Source organism: Nostoc sp. JL31, from assembly GCF_017114965.1.
GTDB classification, from domain to species: Bacteria; Cyanobacteriota; Cyanobacteriia; order Cyanobacteriales; family Nostocaceae; genus Nostoc; species Nostoc punctiforme_A.
In genome coordinates this window covers 60448-84526 of the sequence record NZ_JABXKO010000040.1, presented here as the reverse complement: position 1 = coordinate 84526, position 24079 = coordinate 60448, and the positions used below count along the sequence as shown (strand labels likewise).

General features: G+C 41.8%; 20 protein-coding genes. 9 read left to right on the top strand and 11 right to left on the bottom strand.

Annotated features, from left to right (window positions below; genetic code table 11):
- Positions 1-296 precede the first annotated feature (296 nt).
- Positions 297-1496, top strand: a complete 1200-nt coding sequence (locus HWQ43_RS08980; RefSeq protein WP_292732192.1) for an MFS transporter — start codon at positions 297-299, stop codon at positions 1494-1496.
- Positions 1497-1563: 67 nt separating this feature from the next.
- On the opposite strand, the gene ftsH4 is transcribed toward HWQ43_RS08980, so the two are convergent.
- Both ftsH4 and HWQ43_RS08970 read right to left on the bottom strand, forming a co-directional pair.
- Positions 1564-3432 (bottom strand): ATP-dependent zinc metalloprotease FtsH4, encoded by a 1869-nt coding sequence (gene ftsH4, locus HWQ43_RS08975; protein WP_292732190.1) that lies wholly within the window; start codon positions 3430-3432, stop codon positions 1564-1566.
- Positions 3433-4012: 580 nt separating this feature from the next.
- On the bottom strand, positions 4013-5095 hold the full coding sequence (locus HWQ43_RS08970) for a peptidoglycan-binding protein (RefSeq protein WP_292732188.1): 1083 nt from the start codon (positions 5093-5095) through the stop codon (positions 4013-4015).
- A gap of 674 nt (positions 5096-5769) precedes the next feature.
- Between HWQ43_RS08970 and HWQ43_RS08965 the strand changes: the two genes are divergently transcribed.
- Positions 5770-6426: a class I SAM-dependent methyltransferase gene (locus HWQ43_RS08965; protein WP_292732186.1), complete on the top strand. Its 657-nt coding sequence runs from the start codon at positions 5770-5772 to the stop codon at positions 6424-6426.
- 59 nt (positions 6427-6485) lie between these two features.
- On the opposite strand, the gene HWQ43_RS08960 is transcribed toward HWQ43_RS08965, so the two are convergent.
- A complete protein-coding gene (locus tag HWQ43_RS08960; RefSeq protein ID WP_292732184.1) occupies positions 6486-7442 on the bottom strand; it encodes an aldo/keto reductase in 957 nt (318 codons plus the stop codon).
- Between the two features lie 424 nt (positions 7443-7866).
- Here HWQ43_RS08960 and HWQ43_RS08955 point away from each other — a divergent pair, with 424 nt between their 5' ends.
- Entirely contained in the window at positions 7867-8607 is a 741-nt protein-coding gene (locus HWQ43_RS08955; RefSeq protein ID WP_292732182.1) for an SDR family oxidoreductase, read from the top strand.
- Positions 8608-8700: 93 nt separating this feature from the next.
- Here HWQ43_RS08955 and HWQ43_RS08950 read toward each other — a convergent pair whose 3' ends face one another.
- Positions 8701-10452, bottom strand: a complete 1752-nt coding sequence (locus HWQ43_RS08950; RefSeq protein ID WP_292732180.1) for a protein kinase — start codon at positions 10450-10452, stop codon at positions 8701-8703.
- Between the two features lie 481 nt (positions 10453-10933).
- On the opposite strand from HWQ43_RS08950, the gene HWQ43_RS08945 reads away from it, so the two are divergent.
- Positions 10934-11797: a class I SAM-dependent methyltransferase gene (locus HWQ43_RS08945; RefSeq protein ID WP_292732178.1), complete on the top strand. Its 864-nt coding sequence runs from the start codon at positions 10934-10936 to the stop codon at positions 11795-11797.
- Between the two features lie 166 nt (positions 11798-11963).
- Here the strand turns inward: HWQ43_RS08945 and HWQ43_RS08940 are convergent, their stop codons facing one another.
- Positions 11964-13514, bottom strand: a complete 1551-nt coding sequence (locus tag HWQ43_RS08940) for a YcjF family protein (protein ID WP_292732176.1) — start codon at positions 13512-13514, stop codon at positions 11964-11966.
- A gap of 235 nt (positions 13515-13749) precedes the next feature.
- On the opposite strand from HWQ43_RS08940, the gene HWQ43_RS08935 reads away from it, so the two are divergent.
- The 3 genes from HWQ43_RS08935 (at position 13750) to HWQ43_RS08925 (ending at position 17083) form a co-directional block, all read left to right on the top strand.
- Complete coding sequence (locus HWQ43_RS08935) at positions 13750-15186, top strand: carotenoid oxygenase family protein (RefSeq protein ID WP_292732174.1); 1437 nt, start codon at positions 13750-13752, stop codon at positions 15184-15186.
- Positions 15187-15470: 284 nt separating this feature from the next.
- Positions 15471-15953 (top strand): hypothetical protein, encoded by a 483-nt coding sequence (locus tag HWQ43_RS08930; RefSeq protein WP_292732172.1) that lies wholly within the window; start codon positions 15471-15473, stop codon positions 15951-15953.
- A gap of 272 nt (positions 15954-16225) precedes the next feature.
- Positions 16226-17083: a lysophospholipid acyltransferase family protein gene (locus HWQ43_RS08925; RefSeq protein ID WP_292732170.1), complete on the top strand. Its 858-nt coding sequence runs from the start codon at positions 16226-16228 to the stop codon at positions 17081-17083.
- A 67-nt stretch (positions 17084-17150) separates the two neighbouring features.
- On the opposite strand, the gene HWQ43_RS08920 is transcribed toward HWQ43_RS08925, so the two are convergent.
- The 4 genes from HWQ43_RS08920 to HWQ43_RS08905 all read right to left on the bottom strand — a co-directional run bounded on the left by HWQ43_RS08920 (position 17151) and on the right by HWQ43_RS08905 (position 19574).
- Positions 17151-17411 (bottom strand): MoaD/ThiS family protein, encoded by a 261-nt coding sequence (locus HWQ43_RS08920; RefSeq protein ID WP_292732168.1) that lies wholly within the window; start codon positions 17409-17411, stop codon positions 17151-17153.
- Between the two features lie 319 nt (positions 17412-17730).
- On the bottom strand, positions 17731-18021 hold the full coding sequence (gene gatC / locus HWQ43_RS08915) for an Asp-tRNA(Asn)/Glu-tRNA(Gln) amidotransferase subunit GatC (RefSeq protein WP_292732166.1): 291 nt from the start codon (positions 18019-18021) through the stop codon (positions 17731-17733).
- 130 nt (positions 18022-18151) lie between these two features.
- A complete protein-coding gene (locus tag HWQ43_RS08910; RefSeq protein WP_289797571.1) occupies positions 18152-18673 on the bottom strand; it encodes a photosystem I assembly protein Ycf3 in 522 nt (173 codons plus the stop codon).
- 199 nt (positions 18674-18872) lie between these two features.
- Complete coding sequence (locus tag HWQ43_RS08905) at positions 18873-19574, bottom strand: SOS response-associated peptidase (RefSeq protein WP_292732164.1); 702 nt, start codon at positions 19572-19574, stop codon at positions 18873-18875.
- A gap of 212 nt (positions 19575-19786) precedes the next feature.
- On the opposite strand from HWQ43_RS08905, the gene HWQ43_RS08900 reads away from it, so the two are divergent.
- Complete coding sequence (locus HWQ43_RS08900; protein ID WP_292732162.1) at positions 19787-20398, top strand: glutathione S-transferase family protein; 612 nt, start codon at positions 19787-19789, stop codon at positions 20396-20398.
- Positions 20399-20639: 241 nt separating this feature from the next.
- Here HWQ43_RS08900 and HWQ43_RS08895 read toward each other — a convergent pair whose 3' ends face one another.
- A complete protein-coding gene (locus HWQ43_RS08895) occupies positions 20640-20867 on the bottom strand; it encodes a DUF167 domain-containing protein (protein WP_292732161.1) in 228 nt (75 codons plus the stop codon).
- Positions 20845-21261 (bottom strand): DUF2809 domain-containing protein, encoded by a 417-nt coding sequence (locus HWQ43_RS08890; protein ID WP_292732160.1) that lies wholly within the window; start codon positions 21259-21261, stop codon positions 20845-20847. Before HWQ43_RS08890 ends, HWQ43_RS08895 begins: the two co-directional genes overlap by 23 nt.
- 848 nt (positions 21262-22109) lie before the next feature.
- On the opposite strand from HWQ43_RS08890, the gene HWQ43_RS08885 reads away from it, so the two are divergent.
- Entirely contained in the window at positions 22110-23927 is a 1818-nt protein-coding gene (locus tag HWQ43_RS08885) for a calcium-binding protein (RefSeq protein ID WP_292732158.1), read from the top strand.
- Positions 23928-24079: the final 152 nt, after the last annotated feature.

Sequence of the window (24079 nt, the reverse complement as noted above, 5' to 3'; positions counted from 1 at the left end):
AGAGGCAGGAGGCAGGGGGAATATTACTCTCTGTTTCCTACCGTGAGCAGAGCGAGTTTGCAGTTTAAATCCCCACTTCCCATCTCCTGATGACCTTTTTGGAATTAAAAGTTAAAAATTAAAAAATATTCTATTTTTAATTAATTAATTTTGGTACAGAGCTAACAATGATAGATAGCGTAGTGTTAGCTAGGCCACGTACTCCTGCAAAGAAGCAAGCTAGGCGCAGCGTCTCGTAGAGAGCGTCTTGAAATTTTTAATTAATAATTTTTAATTTTTAATTGGAGCGAAGCGACTTGACTACCTCGAAATCTCATCTCAATATTTTATGGGTGCAAGTTTGGGTGTTGGCAGCGGTGCAGGGAGCAATTACCCTCTCGTGGTTAATTTATAATATATATTTGCCGCAACTTTTGACTCAGTTTGGTTTTCCTGCTTCACTGGCAGTTGGCTTGGTGTTAGTCGAAAATGCTTTGGCTGCGGTGCTGGAACCATTGATGGGCGGACTTTCAGACCAAGCTAGGCGCTGGGTAGGAACTCGGTTTCCCTTCATCTCAGTAGGTATGATTCTCGGATCGGCTTTGTTCATTGCGATACCATGTGTTGTAAGTTTGATCCCACCTACTACCGTGATCCGATCGCTCTTACCTATAGTGTTGGTAGCTTGGGCATTGGCAATGACAATATTTCGCTCTCCAGTTATGTGCCTATTGGGGATGTATTCAAAACCAGCCCAGTTACCTTTAACAGTAAGTTTTGTCACTTTAACAGGCGGTGTGATTGGAGCTTTTAAACCAATAAGCTACAAGTTTATTCTGAGCTTAGGCCCAGTTTATACCTTTGCAATCGGTTCTTTTGTGATGCTGGGGGCGGCAGCCGTGTTTCGCTTAGTCAATCCCTCAGAAGCACCAGTGGATAGACACCAAGCAGAAACAGTAAAGTTGCCCTTAGAGAAATTGGCTTTGATTTTAGGAACTGGTTTTGGTGTAGCCTGGGGTATCCGATTTCTCATGGATGTCTTGGGTAAAGTACTCAAAACCCAACTGAATACTGATAATATTGATATGCAACTGGTGTGGATTGGAATAGCGATCGCAATTGCCAGCATACCAGCGGGTATCTTCGCTGTCAAAATTGGTAATCGTCAAGCAATGCTTTGTGGGATCTGTGCAATCATTCCCTCGTTATTAATAATGATATCTCTGGGCGCACAAATTCCGATCGTTGTGGTAATCGTTGCGAGCTTTAGTTTAATTGTCAACGGGGCAATTCCTTTTGCTTTGGGACTAGTACCCCAGCGGTGGGCGGGATTAGGAATTGGGATGTATTTTGGTGGGTTTGCTTTAGCGATGAGTTTGTTTGGCATTATATTTCCCCAACTGCAAGTAATAACACCTTTTATTGGTGCTGTTGGGGGTGGATTGGCATTTTTGTTTGCTGGTGTTTGCATTGCGGTGAGTGGCATTTCTGAAACGCAGAGGAACCCAGAGGTTTAACGCAAAGGTACGCAAAGTTTTTCTCTGCGTACCTCTGTGGATGAAATCTGACTTTCTTAATTACGAATTACGAATGAGTTACAGGTTTAACTTGACTCAACAAACTGTGCAGTTTTTCGCCTTCAATGACCTCTGTTTCTAAGAGTTGAGTAGCGATCGCTTCTAGCAAGTCTCGATTCTGTCTGAGAATCTCTAGGGCTTGCTCGTGGGCTGTTTCCACGATTTCCTTGACTTCGCTATCAATGGCTTTGGATGTGTCTTCACTTACCGCCCGTCGAGGATTAGCCCCACCATTACCCAAGAATGCTGCTTGTTGTCCTTGTTGATAAGCTAATGGCCCTAAGACTTTACTCATTCCATAAGCTGTTACCATCCGTTCTGCCAAGTCAGTTGCTCGTTGCAAATCGTTGGAAGCACCTGTGGTAATACTGTTAAACACAACCTCTTCGGCGGAACGCCCACCTAACAAAGTTGCAATTTGACCTCGCAGTTCGTGTTCATTCATCAAAAAGCGGTCTTCAGTTGGTAATTGCAGAGTGTAGCCCAAAGCTGCCATCCCACGAGGAATAATCGAAATCTTTTCTACGCGACCGTTTCCTGTTGTGAGCGCCCCGACCATTGCGTGACCAACTTCATGGTATGCAACAATCTTTTTCTCAGTCTCGTTCATCACGCGACTCTTCTTCTCTAAACCGGCGACAACTCGTTCAATTGCTTCGGCAAAGTCTTCTTGAGCAACCTTTTCACGCAGATTGCGCGCTGCCAATAATGCGGCTTCGTTCACCAAGTTTGCCAAATCTGCGCCAGCAAAACCGGGGGTACGAGTAGCGATCGCTTTTAAATTTACATCATCCCCTAATTTTACCTTTTGAGCGTGAATTTTGAGAATTGCTTCACGATCAGATAAATCGGGACGGTCTACCAACACTTGGCGGTCAAAGCGTCCTGGACGCAGCAATGCAGGGTCTAGTACTTCGGGGCGGTTAGTAGCAGCTAGCACAATTACGGTTGCATCTCCAGCCGCAAACCCATCCATCTCAGTTAGTAATTGATTGAGAGTTTGTTCTCGTTCATCGTTACCACCGTAGAAGCCGTTACTGCTACGAGACTTACCAATCGCATCCAATTCATCAATGAATATAATACAGGGAGCTTGTTTTTTAGCCTGTTCAAACAAATCCCGGACTCTGGAAGAACCTACACCGACAAACAATTCTACAAACTCGGAACCAGAGATGCTGAAAAATGGAACTCCTGCTTCTCCTGCTACGGCTTTCGCTAAAAGTGTCTTACCAGTACCAGGAGGGCCAACCAACAGCACACCTTTGGGAATCCTAGCGCCAATTTGCGTAAACCGTGCCGGAGTCTTGAGGAAATCTACAATTTCTACTAACTCAGTTTTTGCTTCTTCTACCCCAGCCACATCTGCAAAGGTGATTTTAGCAGATTCGCCTTCAACGTAAACCTTAGCTTTGCTCTTACCAATGGAAAGCGCACCTTGGGGGCCACCGCCACCACCACCACGAGCGAGAAAGAACTGCCAAATACCAATAAAAATCAGTGGTGGAATCACCCAACTTAAGAGGGTTGTAAACCAAGTATTCTTGGGTGGCGGTGTAGCAGCGAACTCAACTCCCTTTTCTTCTAGCAGTTTGGGTAACTCTAAATCAAAGATTGGTGTCGTTGCAAACACTTGAGCCGGTTCGGCATTTTCTGCTTTTAATTGGTAGATAATCTGGTTTTGACCAACGGAAACGCGGCTGACTTCCCCTTCTTGAACTTGATGAATAAATAAGCTATATGGAACACCAGTAGGGCCAGAAGCAAATAAACCAGGCAAAAATAAATTTAAGAGCAGGAATAACCCTGATACTGCCAGTAATATATTCGCAATGATCCGAAACCGAGGTGACTTAGGCTGTTCTTTAATTGCCATAGATTTTACCAATCCTTAAGAATGAAAACTAACTTGAATAATTGGGCATAGGGCATGGGGCATTGGGCATTGGGCATTGCTTTTCCCCTGCTTCCCCTGTTCCTTATTTCCCTTAACGCTTTGAGAAACTTGATTAAAGACTGGTCAAGAATGCTGGTATATTCGCCCAATCTGAGCAATGTCTACAACGGGCTGTAAGGCTCATGATGCTCGTTAGCCCTTGCATCTCTCTTTGGGAGAAGACTCGCTAACGGTAAGGCAAAGTTGTTCTAGCTTGTCTCGGTCTTCAAGTATACTACTTTTTCTCATAATCTCTCCCATTTAGCAATGTTTGCAGCATTTTTTTACTTATTTATGTAACTAAACTTAACAATTTAATTAATCTTTGTGAACTAACGAGCAAATACGGTTTACCGTACTCAAAAAATATGCAGAGATTGGGAGACGCAAATAGAAATCCCCCACGAAGAGTTATTCTGAAGCCTTGGCGGAGCTTTCTTTGCTCCACTCCTGAATTCTTCAATAATTTCACTTTGAACTCTGGAACTGCGTTCTCCATATATGCGGTTCCTCCTAGCCATTAATGTCCATCATTTGACCAGTGGGGGCGATCGCTAGATAATTTAATCACACCGTAAGAACGGCCAACCTGCCATAAAATAGAATTTTCATAACTCGTTCGTGGCTGATCGATACTAACTGTCGTTCCGCTAGCGTTTTTGATCTTTAAGGTTCCTGACCAAGTAATTTCCCAATCAATTGCTAATCTTTGGGTATGACGAGAGGTAAGAACAGGTCGAAAAGCAATATTATAAGCAGACACCATTTCTTTAGCAGCTTGGACAGAACCAGCATTGGTGTAATGTAGCCAATTAATATCTACATTAGGCATAGGTGGAACATTTTTGGCAGCAATTTCATTATTGCTAATACGGAAAGCATAGTGCATTAAATAAGCTCGTTCCGAGGGTCGAAATACTGAAGAGATATCAATATTAGCTCCGGCATTTTTTAAGGCTTGCTCAAAAGCTTGTACTTTTTGACGGAAGGGAGAAGCTAAATCATCAATTAAGTCGCTGTCTGGGAAAAAATTAACCCAGGCTTTTCCACTCAGTAGTTGTCTTAATTTTTTGGCGTATTCAGTTATGTTGTCTAAAGCCAACTCTAAATCAATGCCAAGCTTGGTTTTTGTTGTATTAGAAAGCTGTTGAGCTAACTCGGCTCGAAAATTGATGTCTCTTATTTTATAAGTTTCCGCTAGTCCTTTTGTACTGTTAGGGCCAAAGTCCCCATCAGCGACTAACGGCGGATTCAAACGACCGATCGCTGTTAAACTTTTTTGTAAGTCCTTGACCTCATTTTCTCCAAAGTTAAGATAGGCTAAGAATTTTTTCCCAGCATCGGTATAGATAGCAAAATAAATTGCAAAACCTTGTTCTAGCGCTTTTTTATAAGTAGCAGTATCGACAATTCCCGTTACTGTTAAAGCATTACTAGTCTGATAATCACGAGTTGCTTGAGCTGTAATATTCCCAAAATCTCCATCAACGGCAGCAATAGGGAAGTCGAAATCTAAAAGAAATTTTTGCCAAGCAACTACAATTAGCCCTTCGGATTTTTTCTGGAGGGTTGGAAGTTGCAAAGCTTGAAGTTTAAAGCTCATAGTTTTTATTGAATGAAATAATTGTTTTCATCTGATTTTTCTGTCACTATTCGTTGTACAATTTTAGTTAAGTTCGCTGTCAAATTTGGTATCTCTTACTTTATTAGAGCGATTGGAGTTTAATAAACGCTGTTTTGCAAAACCCACTTTAAATTATAACATCCGTAGTTATGTTAGCTTTTTGCAGGGATACTAAAAATAGGAAACAGCGATCTCTTTGACTTACCCCTCGCAGATGTTGACGAACGGGGTCAGAAACTGGAGGTTAGCCATAGCGAATTGTGTAGGCTAACAAAAACCACAAGCATCACCCATACTATTGTCAAAGATCCGCCAATTCTGATTTGGAATGAGGATACTTCTCGCGTTAGATAATAAAACCGAAGCGGGTATTCAAAAATTTCTAGCTATGATTAACCAAAATTGTATAAGCATAGCGTAGGCAAAGCCCGCCGTAGGCATCGCTCATCACCCTATATGTAGCGCATCTACCATTTTGGTCTTTCTGTGATATCTTACGGTCAGTCGCTACGTGTAATACGTTAATTAAATTCATCCTATCAGGTGAGTCTAATGGATGAGGTACAAGAAACAGGAAGTATTGTACCTTGAGGCTATAAATAAATGGTTGTTTAGCACCCCAATTTATAGGCTCAAAAATTAGGAAGTAGATAATGACTGTAAACCAAATTATTGGAGATTCAAAAAATCAGATTTTTGCAAACCTTGGGAAACATTTGTTTGGCTGGATGATGGTTACAAGTACCAGGAAATACGATAAAATTGTCAGCGATCGCAAACATTCTCTTTTTGCTAATCTCCAAGGTAAAGTGTTAGAAATTGGGCCCGGAACAGGCACTAACTTATCCTACTATCCTAAAGATATTCACTGGATAGGAATTGAGCCAAAGGCAGATACACATTCTTCTCTCCAAAAACAAGCCGAAAAACTGGGTTTAAATATCGACCTCCGCATTGGTAATGCTGAATGGTTAGATGCCGAAGATAATAGTATAGATACTGTTGTTAGTACATTGATTTTGTGTTCAGTGCCAAATATAGATTATACATTACAGGCAATTTTAAGAGTACTTAAACCAGGTGGACGCTTCTTATTTATTGAACATGTCGCCGCAGATCAAGGAAGTTTATTGCGACAAATACAAAATACAGTTAGTCCGATTTGGAAAGCAATAGGTGATGGTTGTCATCCAGATAGAGAAACTTGGATAGCATTAGGAAAAGCTGGTTTTAGTAGCATCCATTATGAGCGATTTGATGTGCAATTACCAATTGTTAGTCCTCATATTATCGGCGTAGCGACAAAATAAAAGTATGAATAAACCCCCGACTCAAGCCGTGGGGTTTATGAAGTTTTCCACCAGAGATTTTATGGATTCTCGCGCAGGAAAGTTTCAATATCATTTAGTTCCTGCTGATTGAGGCGGAATTCTCCAGCACCAATGATTCCTTCCACCTGCTTGGGATTGCGTCCGCCAACGATCGCCGCAGTCACCGCCGGATTATTTAAAGTCCAAGCGATCGCCACCTCACCTGGTGAGCGATCGTGTTGTTTACCAATGTGTTGCAACACCTCGACTAGCTTCAGGTTACGAGATAGACGTGGCTCCTGAAATTCACTATTGTTTTTGCGCCAATCATTATCTGGGAAATTAGCAACCCGCTCAGGTGTAATCGCACCTGTGAGCAAGCCAGATTGCATAGGTGAATATACAATCACACCTATATTATTTTCTTTAGAAAAAGGCAGAATTTCTTTTTCGACATCAGGCTTCACCAATGAATAAGGCGGTTGTAATGACGTAACTGGTGCAATCTTCTGGATACGTTGCAACTGTTCGACATTGAAATTGGAAACTCCGATATAGCGAACCTTCCCCTCATCCTTGAGCTTGGCCAGAGTTGTCCAGCCTTCTTCGATATCTGAGTCAGGGTTGGGCCAGTGGATTTGGTAGAGGTCGATGGTTTCAATGTCGAGTCGGCGCAGACTGGCTTCAACCTCCCGCCGCACAGAATCTGCTTTGAGACTGCGACCAATTTCACCCTTTTCATCCCAGATCATTGAGCATTTCGTGAAAATGTAGGGGCGACTAGATCGACCTTTGAGTGCCTTAGCAACAACCTCTTCAGAATGTCCTAAACCATAAATAGCTGCGGTGTCAATCCAATTAACGCCGAGATCAAGAGCGCGATTGATCGCTGCGATCGATTCCTGATCGTTTTGCTCTCCCCAACCAAAAGCCCATTCACCGCCACCAATTGCCCAAGCACCAAAGCCGATTGGGGTAATGTTAAGCTCCGAATTGCCAAGCTGTTTGGTTTGCATATCTACCTTCTTTAAGAATTTTTGAGTCAATTGTTACTTTACGCTGCAAATATTTTCTCAACAGCTATCTCAGGTGTGAATTACTACTGGTGCAAACACGACAGCCAATCACTCTTAAATGTTGTATTGATATACACTACTGATATACCAATAGGCTTGGGTTAAGGGTTATTGGTATAGATAATTGGTATTTGAAAACACGATTTATCCTAAATCAAAGGGTTTAAGACCCCTACCTCTACAGGTAGCGCCAGTTTCAGTCGGGGTTTAAATCCCCGTCTGAAAATGTCTTTAATTTTGAATTTTGAATTTTGAATTTTGAATTGTTAACGCGTCTCTACATCAGGATTTTGTATTGACTCGTATACTAAACTTGCTCAAAGATAGTAACATTTGTCAGTGTCGAGCAAAATAGAGAAGCTATATGTCAGAAGATTTAAAAGGCAAAGTTGCGCTGATCACAGGTGCAAACAAAGGTATTGGGTATGAGATTGCCCGCCAATTAGGTTCTAGAGGTGCTACTGTTCTTGTTGGGGCAAGAGATATAAGACGTGGTGAAGAAGCGGCGGATAAACTTCGTTTCAGCGAGATCCATGCCCGAACAATTCAACTTGATGTGAGTGACCAAAAAACAATCGACTCTGCGGCTAAACAAATCGAGAGTGAATTCGGAAAACTTGATATCCTGGTGAACAATGCTGGAATAATAAGTGATGGCGATCGCCTTCCACCTAGTCAAGTTGATATTGAAACACTGCGACATACTTATGAAACGAATGTATTTGGAGTGTTTGCAGTTACAAAAGCATTGTTACCACTTTTAAAGAAGTCAAAAGCAGGGCGAATAGTGAATTTATCAAGTAGTTTAGGTTCTCTGACTCAGAACTCCGATCCAAATTATGAATTCGCTGATTTTAAGCTTCTTGCTTATAACTCATCAAAGACAGCAGTGAATGCAATCACAGTTTTATTGGCTGCCGAACTTAAAGATACCCCAATTAAAATCAATGCTGCCGATCCTGGTTTTACAGCAACTGACATTAATCAATATCAAGGATATCGCACTGTTGAGCAGGGAGCGATCGCAGCAGTGAGACTCGCTACTTTACCAGATGATGGTTCTAGCGGAGGTTTTTTTGATGAAAATGGTGTGGTTCCTTGGTAAAAAGTAGAGGCTATTGGGCATGGGTTATTTCCCTTGTCCCATCGCAAGCTACATACAGCATCTCGTAGAGAGCGTGATTACGAATTACTAAATTTACCGAATATTAATTTCTTGAAGGTAATTTACTTCTTGAAGATATTCAACCTGAGTAGTTGAGCTTTTCGGGGCGAATAAATTTGTTCTTTTTGCAGAAGCTATCTTTTGATTGTCAGCCAGTACGCGTTGCTTTTGAGTATACTCATTCAATTTGACTTGAGCTTGAGCATAAACTAAAGTATCTTGGGGAATATTTCTGAGAAATTTTACGGCACGATTAAAATCACCAATAGATGCTTTTTTATAGGCTTTCTGTAAAAAGTAGGCTGCTCTGATCTGCCGCTTTCGATTGTATTCAGCTAACTTGTCTTGAACTAAAGCACCTGCATGGCTTTCTTGAGGAATTTGACGCAGATATTGTAAGGCAGCAGAAAAATCTTTTTCGGTAGCTCTTTCGTAAGCTTTTGTTAATAAATCTTGCGTCTGTATTTCAATGTTAACAGATGCTTTCTGAACTATTTTATCTGTTTTAGATTGCCAATAGAAAATCTTGGGAACTTTCGCAGCAGCATGAAGAACATCTGACCATCTGCTCTCATTAAAAGCTAGTTGTGCTATTTCATATTGCTGTGCAGCTACTTGCCATTGTTCTTGCCATTCTTCAATTGTGGCTTGCGCTTCTGGATAAACATTGCTGTGGGAAGGAATTGATTTAGCGAGTGCGATCGCTTCTTTCAAATCTCCTGCTTGATATTCTTTTGTTGCTTTAAATAAAGTATCTGTTTCTGAGTATGCAGGTGCAGTACTAGCTAAAGAATATACACTAAATCCCATCAATAATGAATTAGCCGCCAGCCCTACTTTCATTCCTGTTAATAACGGGGATGATTTTCTAGACGCAGGATTTTTCGCTACTTCTAGGGAAAATTGAGAATCTCCCTCTAATGTTTCTGATGGCTGAGGTTCCCAGATTATTTGTTTGAGTATCCGCAGCACTTCACCCGCAGACTGAAAGCGGTCTTGGTGATTATAGCGGATCATTTGGCTGAGAACAGCAGCTATATAATCGTTAACTGGCGTGTTTTGAGAACGCCAAAAAATTTCATTAGTAAAAGGATCGGTTTTTAATTGTAGTGGTTCTAGCCCTGTTAAAGCCTGGATAGCAATCATACCCAAAGCATAAATATCACTGTTGGGCTGTGTTTGACCAATAAATTGTTCTGGCGGTATGTATCCCAATGAAGTGACGGGAATTCTATAAATGGGCAATTCTGCACCGATGCCAAAATCGATAGACTGGATTGAGCCAAAGTCAATCATAACTAACTTGCGATCGCTATCACGTCTGATCAAATTTTCCGGTTTGATATCGCAATGGATCACGCCTTGAGAATGGACAAATTCTAGAATAGCTAAGACATCTATCAAAAATTCTACAACTTCGCTTTCACTCCACAGACACCCGAAATATTCGTCAATTGGCAATTCCGCAGTCAGCGCATGTCCTTCAATACACTCTTGCACTATATAAAATCGCTCGTTTTCTTCAAAGCAGGCGATGAATTCAGGAATTTGGTCATGGCTTCCCAGAAGCTTCAAGGTTTGGGTTTCAGTCAGAAACAGTAACCTCAACATATCCAAGTAGCCGGATTCGGAACTGCTAACTTTAATCTGCTTAACAACGCATTTGGGATTCTCTGGATAATCTACGTCTACAGCAATGTATGTTTCTCCAAATACCCCTGCACCGAGGCTTTGGACAACTTGGTAACGCCCTTGTAGTAATTTACCGATTATGTGGTTGGTCATGACCTGGTTACTCAGTAAGTCCTTTTATCTAGTGTTTCTGACATTCCCTCCTGTTTCCGGAACACTTTAGAAATAAATAACCAGAATTTTGATACTTTAAATACAAGTTAAAATTTGTTAAGTATTATTGCGTAGAATTAATTCAAGCTTATATCAAAATAAATACTTAAATATTTGCTTGCAAAGTATTAGCGATGCTACATTCTTAACTGGGATATTGATGTTTATAATAGTTGCCTTGTAGAAAAAATACCTTAAAATACTTAGTATTAATTCTTAGAAAAACCGCAAATTTAAATTTCTTCTTGGGTAAAAGTATTCTTCAATATCTTGCGGAAAATACGCTGAAGATGAAGGTATTTTCTGAACAAAAGACATCTGAGGACAACAGGAGAGTAATACTTACAGCAGGTACGCCACCGCACCCATTTATGAGAACGCTATTTGCCTTATGCTAAAGCGGAAAGTAAAAACAACACTTATGAAATTTGCACAAAATATTACTCGCTGCAAAGGCTTACTGAAAGCCCTGACTCTAGCAATCCTTGTATTGGCATCCGTAATGCCCCCAACTGTTCTAGCCAACGATAGTGAAAAAGCAACATTTAACAGCACAACCACACTCCAAACCATACTCAGCAGCAGTCATCGCTCCATTGCAAATCGTGACCGAGATAAGTACCGCCACCCAGCCCAGACCCTCGAATTCTTCGGTCTGCGCCCAAATATGACCGTAGTTGAATTGTGGCCAGGGGGCGGCTGGTATACTGAGATATTAGCCCCATTTCTAGCGTCCAAGGGACTACTTATAATTACTAACTTGACTCCCAGCACGAGTAAACCCGCTTTGGCTTTCCAAGAGAAGCTGGCAGCTAATCCAGAGGTTTTTGGTAAGGTCAAAGTCGCCCAAATCAATCCCCCAAATGAACTAACTCTAGCCCCAGATAATTCTGTGGATATAGTTGTTACCTTCCGCAATATTCACAACTGGGTCAAAGCTGGCTATGACGAGCAGGTTTATGCGGCGGCTTATAAAGCACTCAAGCCAGGGGGCATCTTGGGAGTGGAAGAACACCGCGCCCTTGAGGGGACTTCTTTAGAAGAGAGTATTAAAACTGGCTATATGTCTGAAGCTGGGGTAATTGCTGCTGTGGAGAAAGCTGGCTTTAAATTGGTAGGCAAATCAGAGATTAATGCCAACCCAAAAGATACCAAGGACTATCCGGGCGGAGTTTGGACACTACCTCCAACCTTGAGCCAAGGTCAAAAAGATAGGCAACGCTTTCTCACTATTGGGGAGAGCGATCGCATGACCCTCAAGTTCATCAAACCCAAAGCCTCCTAAGAGCGGAACAGGGAGACAACTGTTGCCTCCTGACATGAATAATTACTATTGACTGTGCCAATTTTAGATTTTAGATTGAGGATTTTTTAATCCAAAATCGTCAATCCAAAATCAGTTGACCCTTGTGGTCGGGATCAATCCAAAATCCAAAATTTAAAATCCAAAATCAGTTGACTTCTTCATCATGTTCAACCACCTCAGATTTATCTTGTAATGGCTTCACCACTCGCGCGATCGCTTCCTGAATAAAAGCTTTAATAAATTCATCTCTGCGATTAATCTGAAACTGTCGCTGTACAACTTCCGTCATTCCCCCATCACCCCAATCTTGGTCATGACGAAAATATTCAATAAAACTTTTACCGGCAATTCGCGTTAAATAAGCTGCTGTCACGCCTTGAATTGCTCTACCAATAATAAAGGTGGCAACATTGAGTTGCAACGCTGTAGATAATAATTGAATTGCTCCCTTAACAATGCCTAAACTAGCGATGGTTTTCGCTAAAGAAAGAGCTAATTCTCGTCCCCGTTCCATATTCAATTCACAGCCATACACTCTGCCAATTTCCACAACCATTTGAGCGTTGACTGCGGCTGTTGCCAATAAATCTACAACTGGTATCGGCGTGACTGATACCACACCAGCACCAATCCATTGAAACCGTTCTACGATTTTGTCAGCTTGACGGCGACGCTGACCATCGATGAGTTTTCGCGCTTCATCTCCCAATCGCAGAGATTGTAAAAGAATATTATCCGCCACCAAATCTTCACCTTCGGCGCGTAAAACAGCAGCCGTGCGCCGCAGCAAAGGAACAATATCCGGTTCCGGCTGGAAGGTTTCGCCAGTTTCAAGTTGTGCAGGTTGCGGATTCGCAGCGATCGCTACCACATCATTAGTAGCAATAAATCCCCGTACCCGTTGACGCAATCTTGCGAGGATGGATTCTTTATCTTCGTCTGTATATAAATCAGTTTTGTTGAGAACTAGGAGCGATCGCTTGCCAATTTCTGCCAACCCCCGTAGCGGCTCATATTCTGAGCGTCGTAAATCGTTATCTACCACGAACAACAGTAAATCTGCTTCTGTCGCCAGTTCTCGCGCCATCTGTTCGCGTTCCGTTCCCGCCACCCCTGCTTCTAAAATTCCCGGCGTATCCGTAATTAAAATCTTGCGTTCTAATCCCTTCAACCGCAGACAATAGGTTTCTCCAACCTGAGTTGTACCCATTGGTGCATCCACCTGACCAACCATGCGTCCCATAATCGCATTTACTAGGGAAGTTTTGCCAGCGCTCCCCGTACCAAATACCACTACTTGAATTTCACCTCGTGCAAGGTTGGCTTCAATCTCTCGCGATCGACTTAATAAAGCCTGGCGTGTGACTTCATCTTGAATTTGCGCTACCTGTTGCCGTACAGCCTGGAGAGTTGTAGAAGCTGCATCAGATTTAGCAGCCGGAATTTGTGCCGCAGTCGCTCGCTTCGGATTGCGACGCGATCGCTTTTCCCCGGATCTAATCACCAATACATAATAAACAAAAGCTGCAACCAAGGCTCCAATCAGGATAATCAGCAGCAACAGCAGTAAATTGCCTAGCAACGGCGAATAGGATAATTGCCAATAGAGGCGTGACAGGGAATCAATTAGCCATAGGGCTAGCCCCAAAATGACGATCAGACCGACAATCAGCGTTACTATGCGTGACAGAGGCATGGCTGGGAAAGATTAGTGAGTATTCAGTAGGCAGATGCTTCTAATATTAATAGTTTCGGTATTTTTTACCAGAGTAGTGAGAGGCAGGGGGCAGGGAGCAGGGAGCAGAGGGACAGGAGAAAACAGGCTTTCTTAATAAACCAACAACGCTCACTCCATTTTTTGCATCTTTAAAAAATTGCAACAATGTAAAAATGCAATTGTCTACATTATCGATATTTCGAGAAGTTTTAGTATGCAGACTATTACCAAAAAGTCAATAAATAATTCCTGGGCTGGTGCGATCGCAGAACCTGCAAAAGAATTTCCCCTTACTCAACTGTCAATTATTTCTGGCAAAATTCCAGATGGCTTGCGTGGCACACTTTACCGTAATGGTCCCGCACGACTAGAACGTGGTGGCGATCGTGTTGGCCACTGGTTTGATGGAGACGGGGCAATTCTCGGCATTCATTTCACAGATGCAGGAGTTACCGGAGTCTATCGCTATGTGCAAACAGCAGAATATCAAGCTGAAACTGAAGCGGATAGGTTTCTTTATGGTGTCTATGGTATGCATCCGCCAGGCCCCATCTGGAAGCGCTGGGGTCAACAAATCAAGAATGCAGCGAATACCTCAGTGTTGGCATTACCTGATAAATTATTGGCTCTATGGGAAGCAACAAATCCCTACGCTCTTGATTTGCAAACTTTAGAAACGAAGGGGTTGGATGATTTAGGTGCTTTGGATAACGGATTACCTTATTCTGCTCATTACAAGCGTGATGCACAAACAGGCGAGATTTTTAACTTTGGAATCAGTATCGGAAGTTCTGTACAACTGAATCTCTACAAAAGCGATCGCACTGGCAAAATTATCCAAAAAACTGCTTTTAAGTTAGATCGCTACTCGATAATGCATGATTTTGTTTTAACTCAAAGGTATCTGGTGTTTTTCATGCCACCGCTGCGGATGAAAATGCTGTCACTTTTGCTAGGTTTGACTACCTTTAGTGAATCTCTGTTGTGGGAACCTCAATTAGGAACCCAGGTGTTAATCTTTGACCGGGAAAACTTATCCTTAGTTAGTCGTGGCGAAACCGATCCTTGGTTCAATTGGCATTTTGGCAACGGCTATGAAGATGAAGACGGTTCTGTGGTTTTGGACATGGTGCGATATGCAGATTTTCACCAAACTAATGAGTATTTCAGAGAATTCGCAAGTGGTGAGACGCACACAGTAACTCAAGGAACATTGTGGCAAGTCCGCCTCAATCCTCAAACTGCTAAACTGACAGCAATGCAGCAAGTTGTCAACCGCAAGTGTGAATTTCCCGTAGTGCAGCGATCGCAAATTGGGCAACCTTGGCGCTATACTTATGTATCATTAATGCCCCACAGAGGGGATATAGACAAAGAATGGTTCGGTGCGATCGCCCGCTTCGATTACAAAACTGAAACCCTCACCGAAGCAGACTTAGGCGAAAACCGCTATCCTTCAGAACCCATCCACGCCCAAGATGCCCAAAACCCTGAGCAAGGCTGGGTGCTAACTGTTGTATACGATGGTAATACTCATAGTAGTGAAGTTTGGGTATTTGATAGCGATCGCCTGGATACAGAACCCGTTTGCAAACTAGGATTGCCTAGCGTCATTCCCCACAGCTTCCACGGCACTTGGAACCCAGCTTAACAATTCGACTGGGGAATGGGTAAGAAGCAAGGGAGCAGGGAGAAATCAATTCAAAATTCAAAATGACGCTCTCTACGAGACGCTAAAAGCGAACGCGGACTCGCTAACGCTGCGCTAACAAAATTCAAAATTGAAGACTGTGAGAGATACGGGGATAAGGAGAATAACTATGCCCCATGCTCCATGCCCCATGCCCAATCCCCAATTCACTCTAATCTTTGATAATTGCTAAGTGTAAAAACGTAGTATCCTACATATTGGTATCTAAAAATAAGTCCAAAATCATGAGGAGAAACTCTATAGCATTACTAGTTAGCGGAGTGATTGTCAGCTTTGGACTATCATCATTGTTAGCTCAAGCACAACAAAAAGTTTCTGATGCCCAAGTCGCGGCAATGGTAGAGGCGTTGCGACTAGCTGCACCGCAGACCGGCATCGCAAATGATGGACTTTACAGTGAATGGCAAGTTAAACCAGAAACCTTAAAAGGCTGGTCGAAATATTGTCTCAAAAAAGAACTAACTCCGACGCAGTTTGAAAATAGCCCCACGAAGGCACGCCAAGTTGTATCTTGCATCACGCGCCGTGAGTTTAACAAGCAATTTCTCGCCAGCAATAATAATGAAACCGCTGCTGTGCGTGGCGTCGCTTGCTGGTGGATGACTGGCAGCTATACAGGCTGCAACAGTGGATTTACTGCTACATATCTTCAAAAGGTTGTCGGTTTTTACCAGCAGCAGCGTTCAAAACCAGCAACTACTCCATAGATATCACCGAATTAATCGCCGCGATGTGGCAATAGAAATATGAGTAGAAAGTAATTTAGAGACGTAGTAGTGGTATGTCTCTTCAAGGGTTATGAAAAACGCATATTTAATTTCACCGAATATCTAATGATTAAGCGATCGCAATTAAGTAAAATCAACCCCTATGCGTGTATGTTGACTTTAATACAGAGTTTTAGCTTTAACCCAACTGTCTTGAGTTATATCTAAACAAGGGATTGTTTGAACTTTGCCAATGCTGTTAGAATGCCTTGATGTCAAAAAAGCAACATTTATTAAACAAAAAACTCGGTTGGTCTTTGGATGAGCGAGATCCAAAGTTCATAGAATCTCTGATGCCTCTGTTTGGCTTTTTGTATCACTACTATTTCCGAGTTCAAACTAGTGGCTGGGAGAATATTCCACCCCAGCAAAAAGTCTTATTAGTTGGTTCGCACAATGGGGGACTCGCGGCACCCGACATGGCAATGATGATGTACGACTGGTTCCGAAGATTTGGTGTAGAGAAACCAGTTTATGGTTTGATGCATCCCAAGGCTTGGCAGGTTAGCACGCCACTAGCGCAGATGGCCGCCAAGGCTGGAGCAATCATCGCCCATCCGAAAATGGCTTACACTGCCTTGCGCTCTGGAGCGAGTGTGCTAGTTTATCCCGGTGGAGCCGAAGATGTCTTCCGACCGCATTATTTACGTAACAAAATCTACCTTGCGGGGCGACAAGGATTTATCAAGTTAGCGTTACGGGAAAATGTGCCGATTGTGCCTGTGATTTCCTGGGGCGCTCACGATACACTCATTGTTATCGCTGACTGCTACAAAGTTGTGCAGCAACTCCACGAGTGGGGGATGCCTTGGCTATTAGGTATCGATCCAGAAGTTTTTCCAATCTATCTCGGACTGCCTTGGGGATTAGCAATTGGCCCATTACCCAATATTCCATTGCCAGTGCCCATATATACGCGGGTTTGTCCGCCAATTGTATTTGAACGCTACGGCCGTGAAGCAGCTAGCGATCGCTATTATGTCGATAAATGTTATGAATTAGTTGTTAGTCAGATGCAGCAAGAGTTAGATAACTTAATAAAGCTAACTGCTAAGACCAATTCTCTTTGAATAGTTATGAGTTAGAGTTTTGAATTTTTAATTTCTCACTCCTAACTCCTAACTCCTAACTCTTTTCCTAGCCGCCGCTAACTGGTGGAATCAACACAACCTCATCCCCATCTTGTAGTAGGGTATCTGGTTCGACAAATATCAAATTAATCCCAAAACGTGTTAAATCGCGCCATTGGGAGAGTTCAGGGTGTTCAGCTATGAGGCGATCGCATACTGCTTTGACTGGCATACTATTAGGAAATTCCAGCACTAGTTCCGAAACCCTAAAGGCTTCTTGATAAGCAGCGAACAATTTGACGGTAACGGTGATTACAGATTTAGACATAGAACATACTTTGGCAGTACGAGCAAGTGTTTTAATAATTGCCAATAATCTAAACAAATGTTCAACATACTTATGTATGTCTTGCTTCCCCGCCCCTTGTGCGGGAAACAGATCTAAGTATACGCTGTTAGGACTTGCTCTAAGCGTACTCCTACGCAGTAGCGTCTCTAAAAGTTGCTTGCCGTTGGCGTACTTCTGCAAGTCTCGCAGATAAGCCTCTAGTACCATTTTTTGGAAGTAAGCTACGCGTAGTAAAGAAGGCTTTACGCTGCACTATCGTCAATCTAAAATTGCAAATCTAAAATCCCAAATTGTTTGACTATTCAGCGTTGAGGATTTTTGGCACTTTGAAAAATTCGCCTTCCTGTTCAGGCGCACCGTTGAGAATACTTTCCCGGTCAGGATAGGGTTGCAATTCATCCTCTCGTGTGATATTGCTGACATCAATTGCGCGTGTTGTTGGCAGCACATTACTGACATCAAGTTCATTCAATTGTTCGATATAGTCCAGAATACTTCCCAACTGGGAAGTGAATTGTTTCTCTTCTTCTGGAGTCAATTCTAAACGAGCAAGATTAGCTACTTTGTGAACTTGTTCTTGGTCAATCATCTTTTTTTAGTTAGGAGTTAGAGACACAATTAATTGCGTCTGTACAGAAGTTAGGAGTAGAGACGCGATTAATTATCGCGTCTCTACAGGAGTTAGGAGTGATTGATTAATAATTCCTAACTCATCACTTTTAGAAGAATACGTCAATTTGCGATCGCCCGGTGGTTTTCAGCCAGTTTTGAGCTTCGACATAGTTATTGGGGGCCATGCGAATCGCACGAATCCAATAATCTGCTGCTTGGTCAAAAAGTGCTTCGCCAGCCTCGTTATCTCCAGCTTCTTTTTCTTTTTCGCCTTGGTAGTGATAAATCACAGCAATGTTGTTCAAGGCTTGGGGCATACGTGGGTTTAACTCAATTGCCTGGTGATACAGTTCTAAAGCCTTGTTGTGGTCGCCATTGCTGGCATAGATTAGCCCCATATTGTAGAAAATATAGCCGCGATCGTTGGTATCTTCCTCTAGTGTTAGAGCTTCTTCATAATATTCCAATGCCTCAGCATATTCCCCTTCCGCTTGGGCCGACATACCATCTCGATAATAAACAAACGCTTCTTTAGCTTTTTTGTTGGTTGGCAGGATCTTCAGAATGATATCCGCCATCACAGTAAAGGATTTGTCAATAAAATTATCGTTTTTTTGTGTTCTTGGCATATTTGTCTCTGGGTATTGGGTATTAGGGCATTGGGCATGGGGCATGACGCCTGGAGGAGGGACAAGGTAGACAAGTCAGAGGGGGGAGACAAGGGAGAGACTTGTTCAATAATTCCCCCTTGTCCCCTTGTCCCCTTGTTCCCCTATTCTCCCGCCCCTCATCTCTCTCATTTCCCCAATCCCCTAGTTCACTCAATAGTTAATTTAACTGATTTGCGGGGGCATTCTTCTCGCTGAGGGGTACGATACATTCTGAACTATTATGTCGAGAGTTGTTTACCAAGGTGCTAACTGGATATGCAATCATTGCTGGCGCTGGATAGGGACGCAATAGCTGCTGTAGGGTTTGGGCCGTTTGCACTTGGGAATCTAGCCATAAATCGTAATCTTGTGGCTCTAGAATCACTGGCATCCGCTCGTGGATGGGTTGGAGTAATTCGTTAGCTGCCGTTGTCAAAATTGTACAAGAGATTATTTCTTCGTTAGCAGGCGATCGCCATCTCTCCCACAAACCTGCAAAACCGAAGGGTTGCCCATCTTGAAGACGAAAATAAAATGGCTGCTTCTTACCTTGTTGGCGTTGCCACTCATAAAAGCCATCAGCTAACACTAAACAGCGTCTGTGCTTAAAAGCCGAACGAAAAGCGGGTTTTTCGGCAACAGTTTCGGCCCTAGCATTAATCAGCTTTGCCCCCATTCCTGCATCTTTCGCCCATGACGGAATTAATCCCCAATGCAACTGCTTAAATTCCCGCTTTTCGCTTTCGGGATTTTGCAACACTGTCGCCACCATTTGCGTAGGCGCAATGTTATATTCGGCTGCCAAATCGGGAACAGACTCGACATGGAAAACTTCAGACAATCCTGCTGCCGACTGATTTAGAGTAAATCTTCCACACATAGTTTTATTTTCGACTACTAACTACATTAAATGTCTCAATCTAGAATCTCAATCTAGAAATAAATAATGCTTTTTTTTATTTTCTCGAATAATTTCCTGTAGTACGTTCAGATACTAAATACAAAAAAAATATCCGGTTTTGGGAAAATATTTTGGTAAAATATTGTATTTTGAACCTTCACTTCTCAACATATTCCTAACTGGATTTTAACATGGAACTACTGCATCTGTACGATTTTTTACCTTCTGGACATGGTTATAAGATACGTCTTTTATTGACACAACTAGGTATGCCTTTTGAGAGGATAGAGCTTAACATCTTGAAAGGCGAGACTCGAACACCAGAATTTTTAAGTAAAAATCCTAACGGTAAGATACCTGTTCTGGAAATCGAGCCAGGGAAATATTTGGCAGAATCAAATGCCATATTGGTTTATCTGAGTGAAGGTACAGAGTTTTTACCTTATAACCGCTTTTTACGAGCGCAGGTGCTGCAATGGTTATGTTTTGAACAATATAGCCATGAGCCTTTTATTGCTACATCAAGATTTTGGATTTCTATTTTAGGTAAAACTGAAGAATATAGTGAAGCTATCAAACAAAAACGTGAACCAGGCTATGCAGCACTTAACTTGATGGATAAACACTTAACTTCTCAAGATTTTTTTGTAGGAGAGCGTTACACGATTGCTGATATCGCCTTGTTCGCTTACACTCATGTAGCTGATGAAGGTGGGTTTGATTTAATACAATATCCTGCTATCCAAGCTTGGATAGAAAGAGTCAAAACTCAACCAAGGTATATCAGCATTACACAGGCATGAATCAATTCAAAATTCAAAATTAAATTCAGCCACAAGGGGTGGGGTTTCTACCTATCTTGGGAAGCAAGGATTCTTTCGCCCACAAGGGGCGAGGTTTTAAACCTTCACTTTTTTCGTAAAAATTAATTTTACAAGTTTATATCTCTCCTTTCTTGCCTCTAGTAGAGAATCTACTAGGTGGAATGTATGCTCACAGGAGATAGCAAAGTCTTCAAAAAAAGTATTTATTATTAAGTAGCAGTTAGGTATTCGTATCAATTTCCATCAGCTTTTGCCGAGAGGAAAAACCTGACTTAATTCTGATATAAGACTTGGGTACATCAAATTTATCTGCTAGTAGTTTAATTAACTCTTCATTAGCCTTACCATCAACTGGAGCCGATTTTAAATAAACAGTCAGACTGCCATCAGGTTGTTCTTCAATTTTTTGCTGTTTTGAATTAGGTTTAACCTTGACTTTTTTTTGCATAACCTATTCCGTGTAATTGTCGCAGCCACAACCAGCCTAAAACAGAACCCAATACATAATGAGGAAAATCCCACCAAACAAAGGTGGTACCAAGTAACAATTTACCTATCAAAGTGGCACGAATTTGCTCTAATAGTGGCGGATGCCAAAGTTGCAAGAATTCTAGTATACAGGTAATCACAAAAACCCATATAGGAATTTGGATTACTGCTGCCCAACTTCTGAAAAAGCAAAATGCGAACAGACACCAAAATATTTCGTAAAATACAGCTGCTCCGTAGTCATTAAACCAGTGATGGGCAGGCCCATTATAATACTTAAACAAAAACCCTATTGGTACAACGATGAGCACAGAAATAATAATAAATATTGTTTGGTTACGGTATCGAAGCATTTTCTATAGACTAGAGACTAAGCAAAATTTTAGCAACGGAATGACTATAAGTCTCGGCTGGGTACTAGGGAAGAAAATATAAGTAAGATTTGTTTAGCGTCTGAATCGCCATTCAAATTTTCAATAGTCCCCAATTTACGCGCTCTGGTTTGGCTTCAGTCACATTTCAATCCTACATAGGCTATTGCTCCAAATACAGAGTTGGGATGTATTGATCTATAGGGAAGCAATATATGACTAAATATTCATGTTTATCATCCCACAGCATAGAGAAATGTTATTTTGTAATTAAACATAATAGTTCTTTAACAAAAAAAGATATTTAAACCTAACTTCATGACAAACACCATCAAGCTAAAAAGCTGGCGAAATCAACATTAACCAAACAAATCAGTAGATTTGAAAAAATATTTAATTTCAGGTTTACAGACACATATCAATGTATTATAAATCGTATTTATTAAGGATTTTGAAGATTTGGTAAAAAAGCTCATGTAACATCATACTTCATGATAATTAAATAATTACAGTATAGGTTCAAAAAATTGGCAGCAAACCAAAGTATTTGAGCTAATTACTCAATAATTTGCGTAATCAATTAAGGGATTTTCAGAAAATAAATTATCTGATTTTGTAGGGTAGGCGTTTCGCTTGCGACTGTGGGCTGACCGGAAAAGTCAGCCCACAGTAAGTAGTTGGATATTTTCTCTTGAGAAGTTCCTAACTAAATAGTTAATGTTTTTTAACATGAGATTATGCAAATTACAAGTAATCTACATTGAACTGATAAATAGTTCTTTGATTAATGCTGAACTTACGTATTTAGTGAGAAATTTAGGAGAGATAAGATGGCTTTCGGTACTACAAATCCTGACACGATAAATGGGAGTTCGGGAAATGACACCATAGTTGGTTGGGCTAGTGGTGGTAACGCCAATAGTACCTCCGGTAACGATATCTTGAATGGTTTGGCTGGTAACGATTCCCTCGCAGGTGGGACTGCAAACGACAGTCTAAGCGGTGGAGATGGCAATGATACACTTGATGGGGGCACAGGAAACGACACTTTAAAAGGTGGTGCAGGCAGTGACATATTCAAAGGCAGTCAGGGTAACGACAACATTGATGGTGGAGATGGCATTGATACCGCAGACTATACTCAACTAGGTCAAACTATTACCTTATCAGGTGTTGGAACTATTCAAAAAGCTGGGGGATTGGGAAAAGACCTACTCTTTAAAGTAGAAAAGGTTATTGCTAATTCTAAGGTTGCCAACAATACCATAGATGCATCCCAATCTTTGGCTGGGGTATCTATCGCCGTTAACCTGCAAACCCAAAGTTTGGCTGCCAGTAACGTTCCTGGTTTAGGAACATTGTCATTTACCGCAGTCAACTTTGATAATGTCATCGGCACAAATGGAAATGACAGCATTGCTGGTGACAACCAAAATAACCGATTATCCGGTAATAATGGCAATGACACACTTGATGGAGGTGTAGGAAATGACACTTTAAAAGGTGGTGCAGGCAGTGACATATTCAAAGGCAGTCAGGGTAACGACAACATTGATGGTGGAGATGGCATTGATACCGCAGACTATACTCAACTAGGTCAAACTATTACCTTATCAGGTGTTGGAACTATTCAAAAAGCTGGGGGATTGGGAAAAGACCTACTCTTTAAAGTAGAAAAGGTTATTGCTAATTCTAAGGTTGCCAACAATACCATAGATGCATCCCAATCTTTGGCTGGGGTATCTATCGCCGTTAACCTGCAAACCCAAAGTTTGGCTGCCAGTAACGTTCCTGGTTTAGGAACATTGTCATTTACCGCAGTCAACTTTGATAATGTCATCGGCACAAATGGAAATGACAGCATTGCTGGTGACAACCAAAATAACCGATTATCCGGTAATAATGGCAATGACACACTTGATGGCGGTTTAGGTATTGATACTTTGAATGGGGGAGCAGGTGACGATACTTACATTGTTGACACTACTCTTGATACCATTACAGAGGCTGCGAATTCAGGCATAGATAACGTCCGGTCTTCTGTCAACTACACACTAGGAGCCAATCTGGAGAACTTGAGGCTCAGAGAAGGTGGCAACATTACCGGGATAGGTAACAGTTTTAACAACTTTCTTTTTGGTAATACTTCTAATAACACTATAAATGCGAGAGCAGGCGATGATACCCTAGACGGTAATAATGGCGATGATATCCTCAATGGTGAGGACGGCAATGATAGCCTACAAGGTGGGCCGGGCAATGAAATACTCAATGGGGGATCTGGAAACGATATCCTCATCGGTACTTTTCCTGGTAGTCCATTTCCACCTGGATTAGGGGAAACTGATACCTTAACTGGCGGGGCTGGGGCAGATAGATTTATTCTAGGGGATGCTGTAAATGTTTTCTACGACGATAACAATACTACGAATCCTGGTTTTGGAGACTTGGCTTTTATTACTGACTTCAACTCTAGCCAAGACCGAATTGAACTCAACGGATTTTCACAGGATTACCGCTTGCAAGTTGTTGGAAATAACACACGAATATTCTTAGACAAACTGGGAGCAGAACAAGATGAGATCATCGGTATTGTGCAGGGAGTAGTGGGTCTGACACTTGATAGTGACAGCTTCACTTTTCTATGAGCGGAAAAATACTAGATAAAGTACAAATAATACACTTGCCAGCCCTGAAGGGTTATCTTGCCTGAAGATGGCGGAACTTTCTCTGGTAACAGTTTTAATCCTGATTTTTCTTATACACTAGGAGTCAGTTTTGCATAAAAACTTTGCCAACT

Excerpts from the sequence above, each read along its gene's own strand:
- ftsH4 (WP_292732190.1), bottom strand. The coding sequence starts at position 3,432 with ATGGCAATTAAAGAACAGCCTAAGTCACCTCGGTTTCGGATCATTGCG.
- HWQ43_RS08970 (WP_292732188.1), bottom strand. The coding sequence starts at position 5,095 with ATGAGCTTTAAACTTCAAGCTTTGCAACTTCCAACCCTCCAGAAAAAA.
- HWQ43_RS08965 (WP_292732186.1), top strand. The coding sequence starts at position 5,770 with ATGACTGTAAACCAAATTATTGGAGATTCAAAAAATCAGATTTTTGCA.
- HWQ43_RS08960 (WP_292732184.1), bottom strand. The coding sequence starts at position 7,442 with ATGCAAACCAAACAGCTTGGCAATTCGGAGCTTAACATTACCCCAATC.
- HWQ43_RS08955 (WP_292732182.1), top strand. The coding sequence starts at position 7,867 with ATGTCAGAAGATTTAAAAGGCAAAGTTGCGCTGATCACAGGTGCAAAC.
- HWQ43_RS08950 (WP_292732180.1), bottom strand. The coding sequence starts at position 10,452 with ATGACCAACCACATAATCGGTAAATTACTACAAGGGCGTTACCAAGTT.
- HWQ43_RS08945 (WP_292732178.1), top strand. The coding sequence starts at position 10,934 with ATGAAATTTGCACAAAATATTACTCGCTGCAAAGGCTTACTGAAAGCC.
- HWQ43_RS08940 (WP_292732176.1), bottom strand. The coding sequence starts at position 13,514 with ATGCCTCTGTCACGCATAGTAACGCTGATTGTCGGTCTGATCGTCATT.
- HWQ43_RS08935 (WP_292732174.1), top strand. The coding sequence starts at position 13,750 with ATGCAGACTATTACCAAAAAGTCAATAAATAATTCCTGGGCTGGTGCG.
- HWQ43_RS08930 (WP_292732172.1), top strand. The coding sequence starts at position 15,471 with ATGAGGAGAAACTCTATAGCATTACTAGTTAGCGGAGTGATTGTCAGC.
- HWQ43_RS08925 (WP_292732170.1), top strand. The coding sequence starts at position 16,226 with ATGTCAAAAAAGCAACATTTATTAAACAAAAAACTCGGTTGGTCTTTG.
- HWQ43_RS08920 (WP_292732168.1), bottom strand. The coding sequence starts at position 17,411 with ATGTCTAAATCTGTAATCACCGTTACCGTCAAATTGTTCGCTGCTTAT.
- gatC (WP_292732166.1), bottom strand. The coding sequence starts at position 18,021 with ATGATTGACCAAGAACAAGTTCACAAAGTAGCTAATCTTGCTCGTTTA.
- HWQ43_RS08910 (WP_289797571.1), bottom strand. The coding sequence starts at position 18,673 with ATGCCAAGAACACAAAAAAACGATAATTTTATTGACAAATCCTTTACT.
- HWQ43_RS08905 (WP_292732164.1), bottom strand. The coding sequence starts at position 19,574 with ATGTGTGGAAGATTTACTCTAAATCAGTCGGCAGCAGGATTGTCTGAA.
- HWQ43_RS08900 (WP_292732162.1), top strand. The coding sequence starts at position 19,787 with ATGGAACTACTGCATCTGTACGATTTTTTACCTTCTGGACATGGTTAT.
- HWQ43_RS08895 (WP_292732161.1), bottom strand. The coding sequence starts at position 20,867 with ATGCAAAAAAAAGTCAAGGTTAAACCTAATTCAAAACAGCAAAAAATT.
- HWQ43_RS08890 (WP_292732160.1), bottom strand. The coding sequence starts at position 21,261 with ATGCTTCGATACCGTAACCAAACAATATTTATTATTATTTCTGTGCTC.
- HWQ43_RS08885 (WP_292732158.1), top strand. The coding sequence starts at position 22,110 with ATGGCTTTCGGTACTACAAATCCTGACACGATAAATGGGAGTTCGGGA.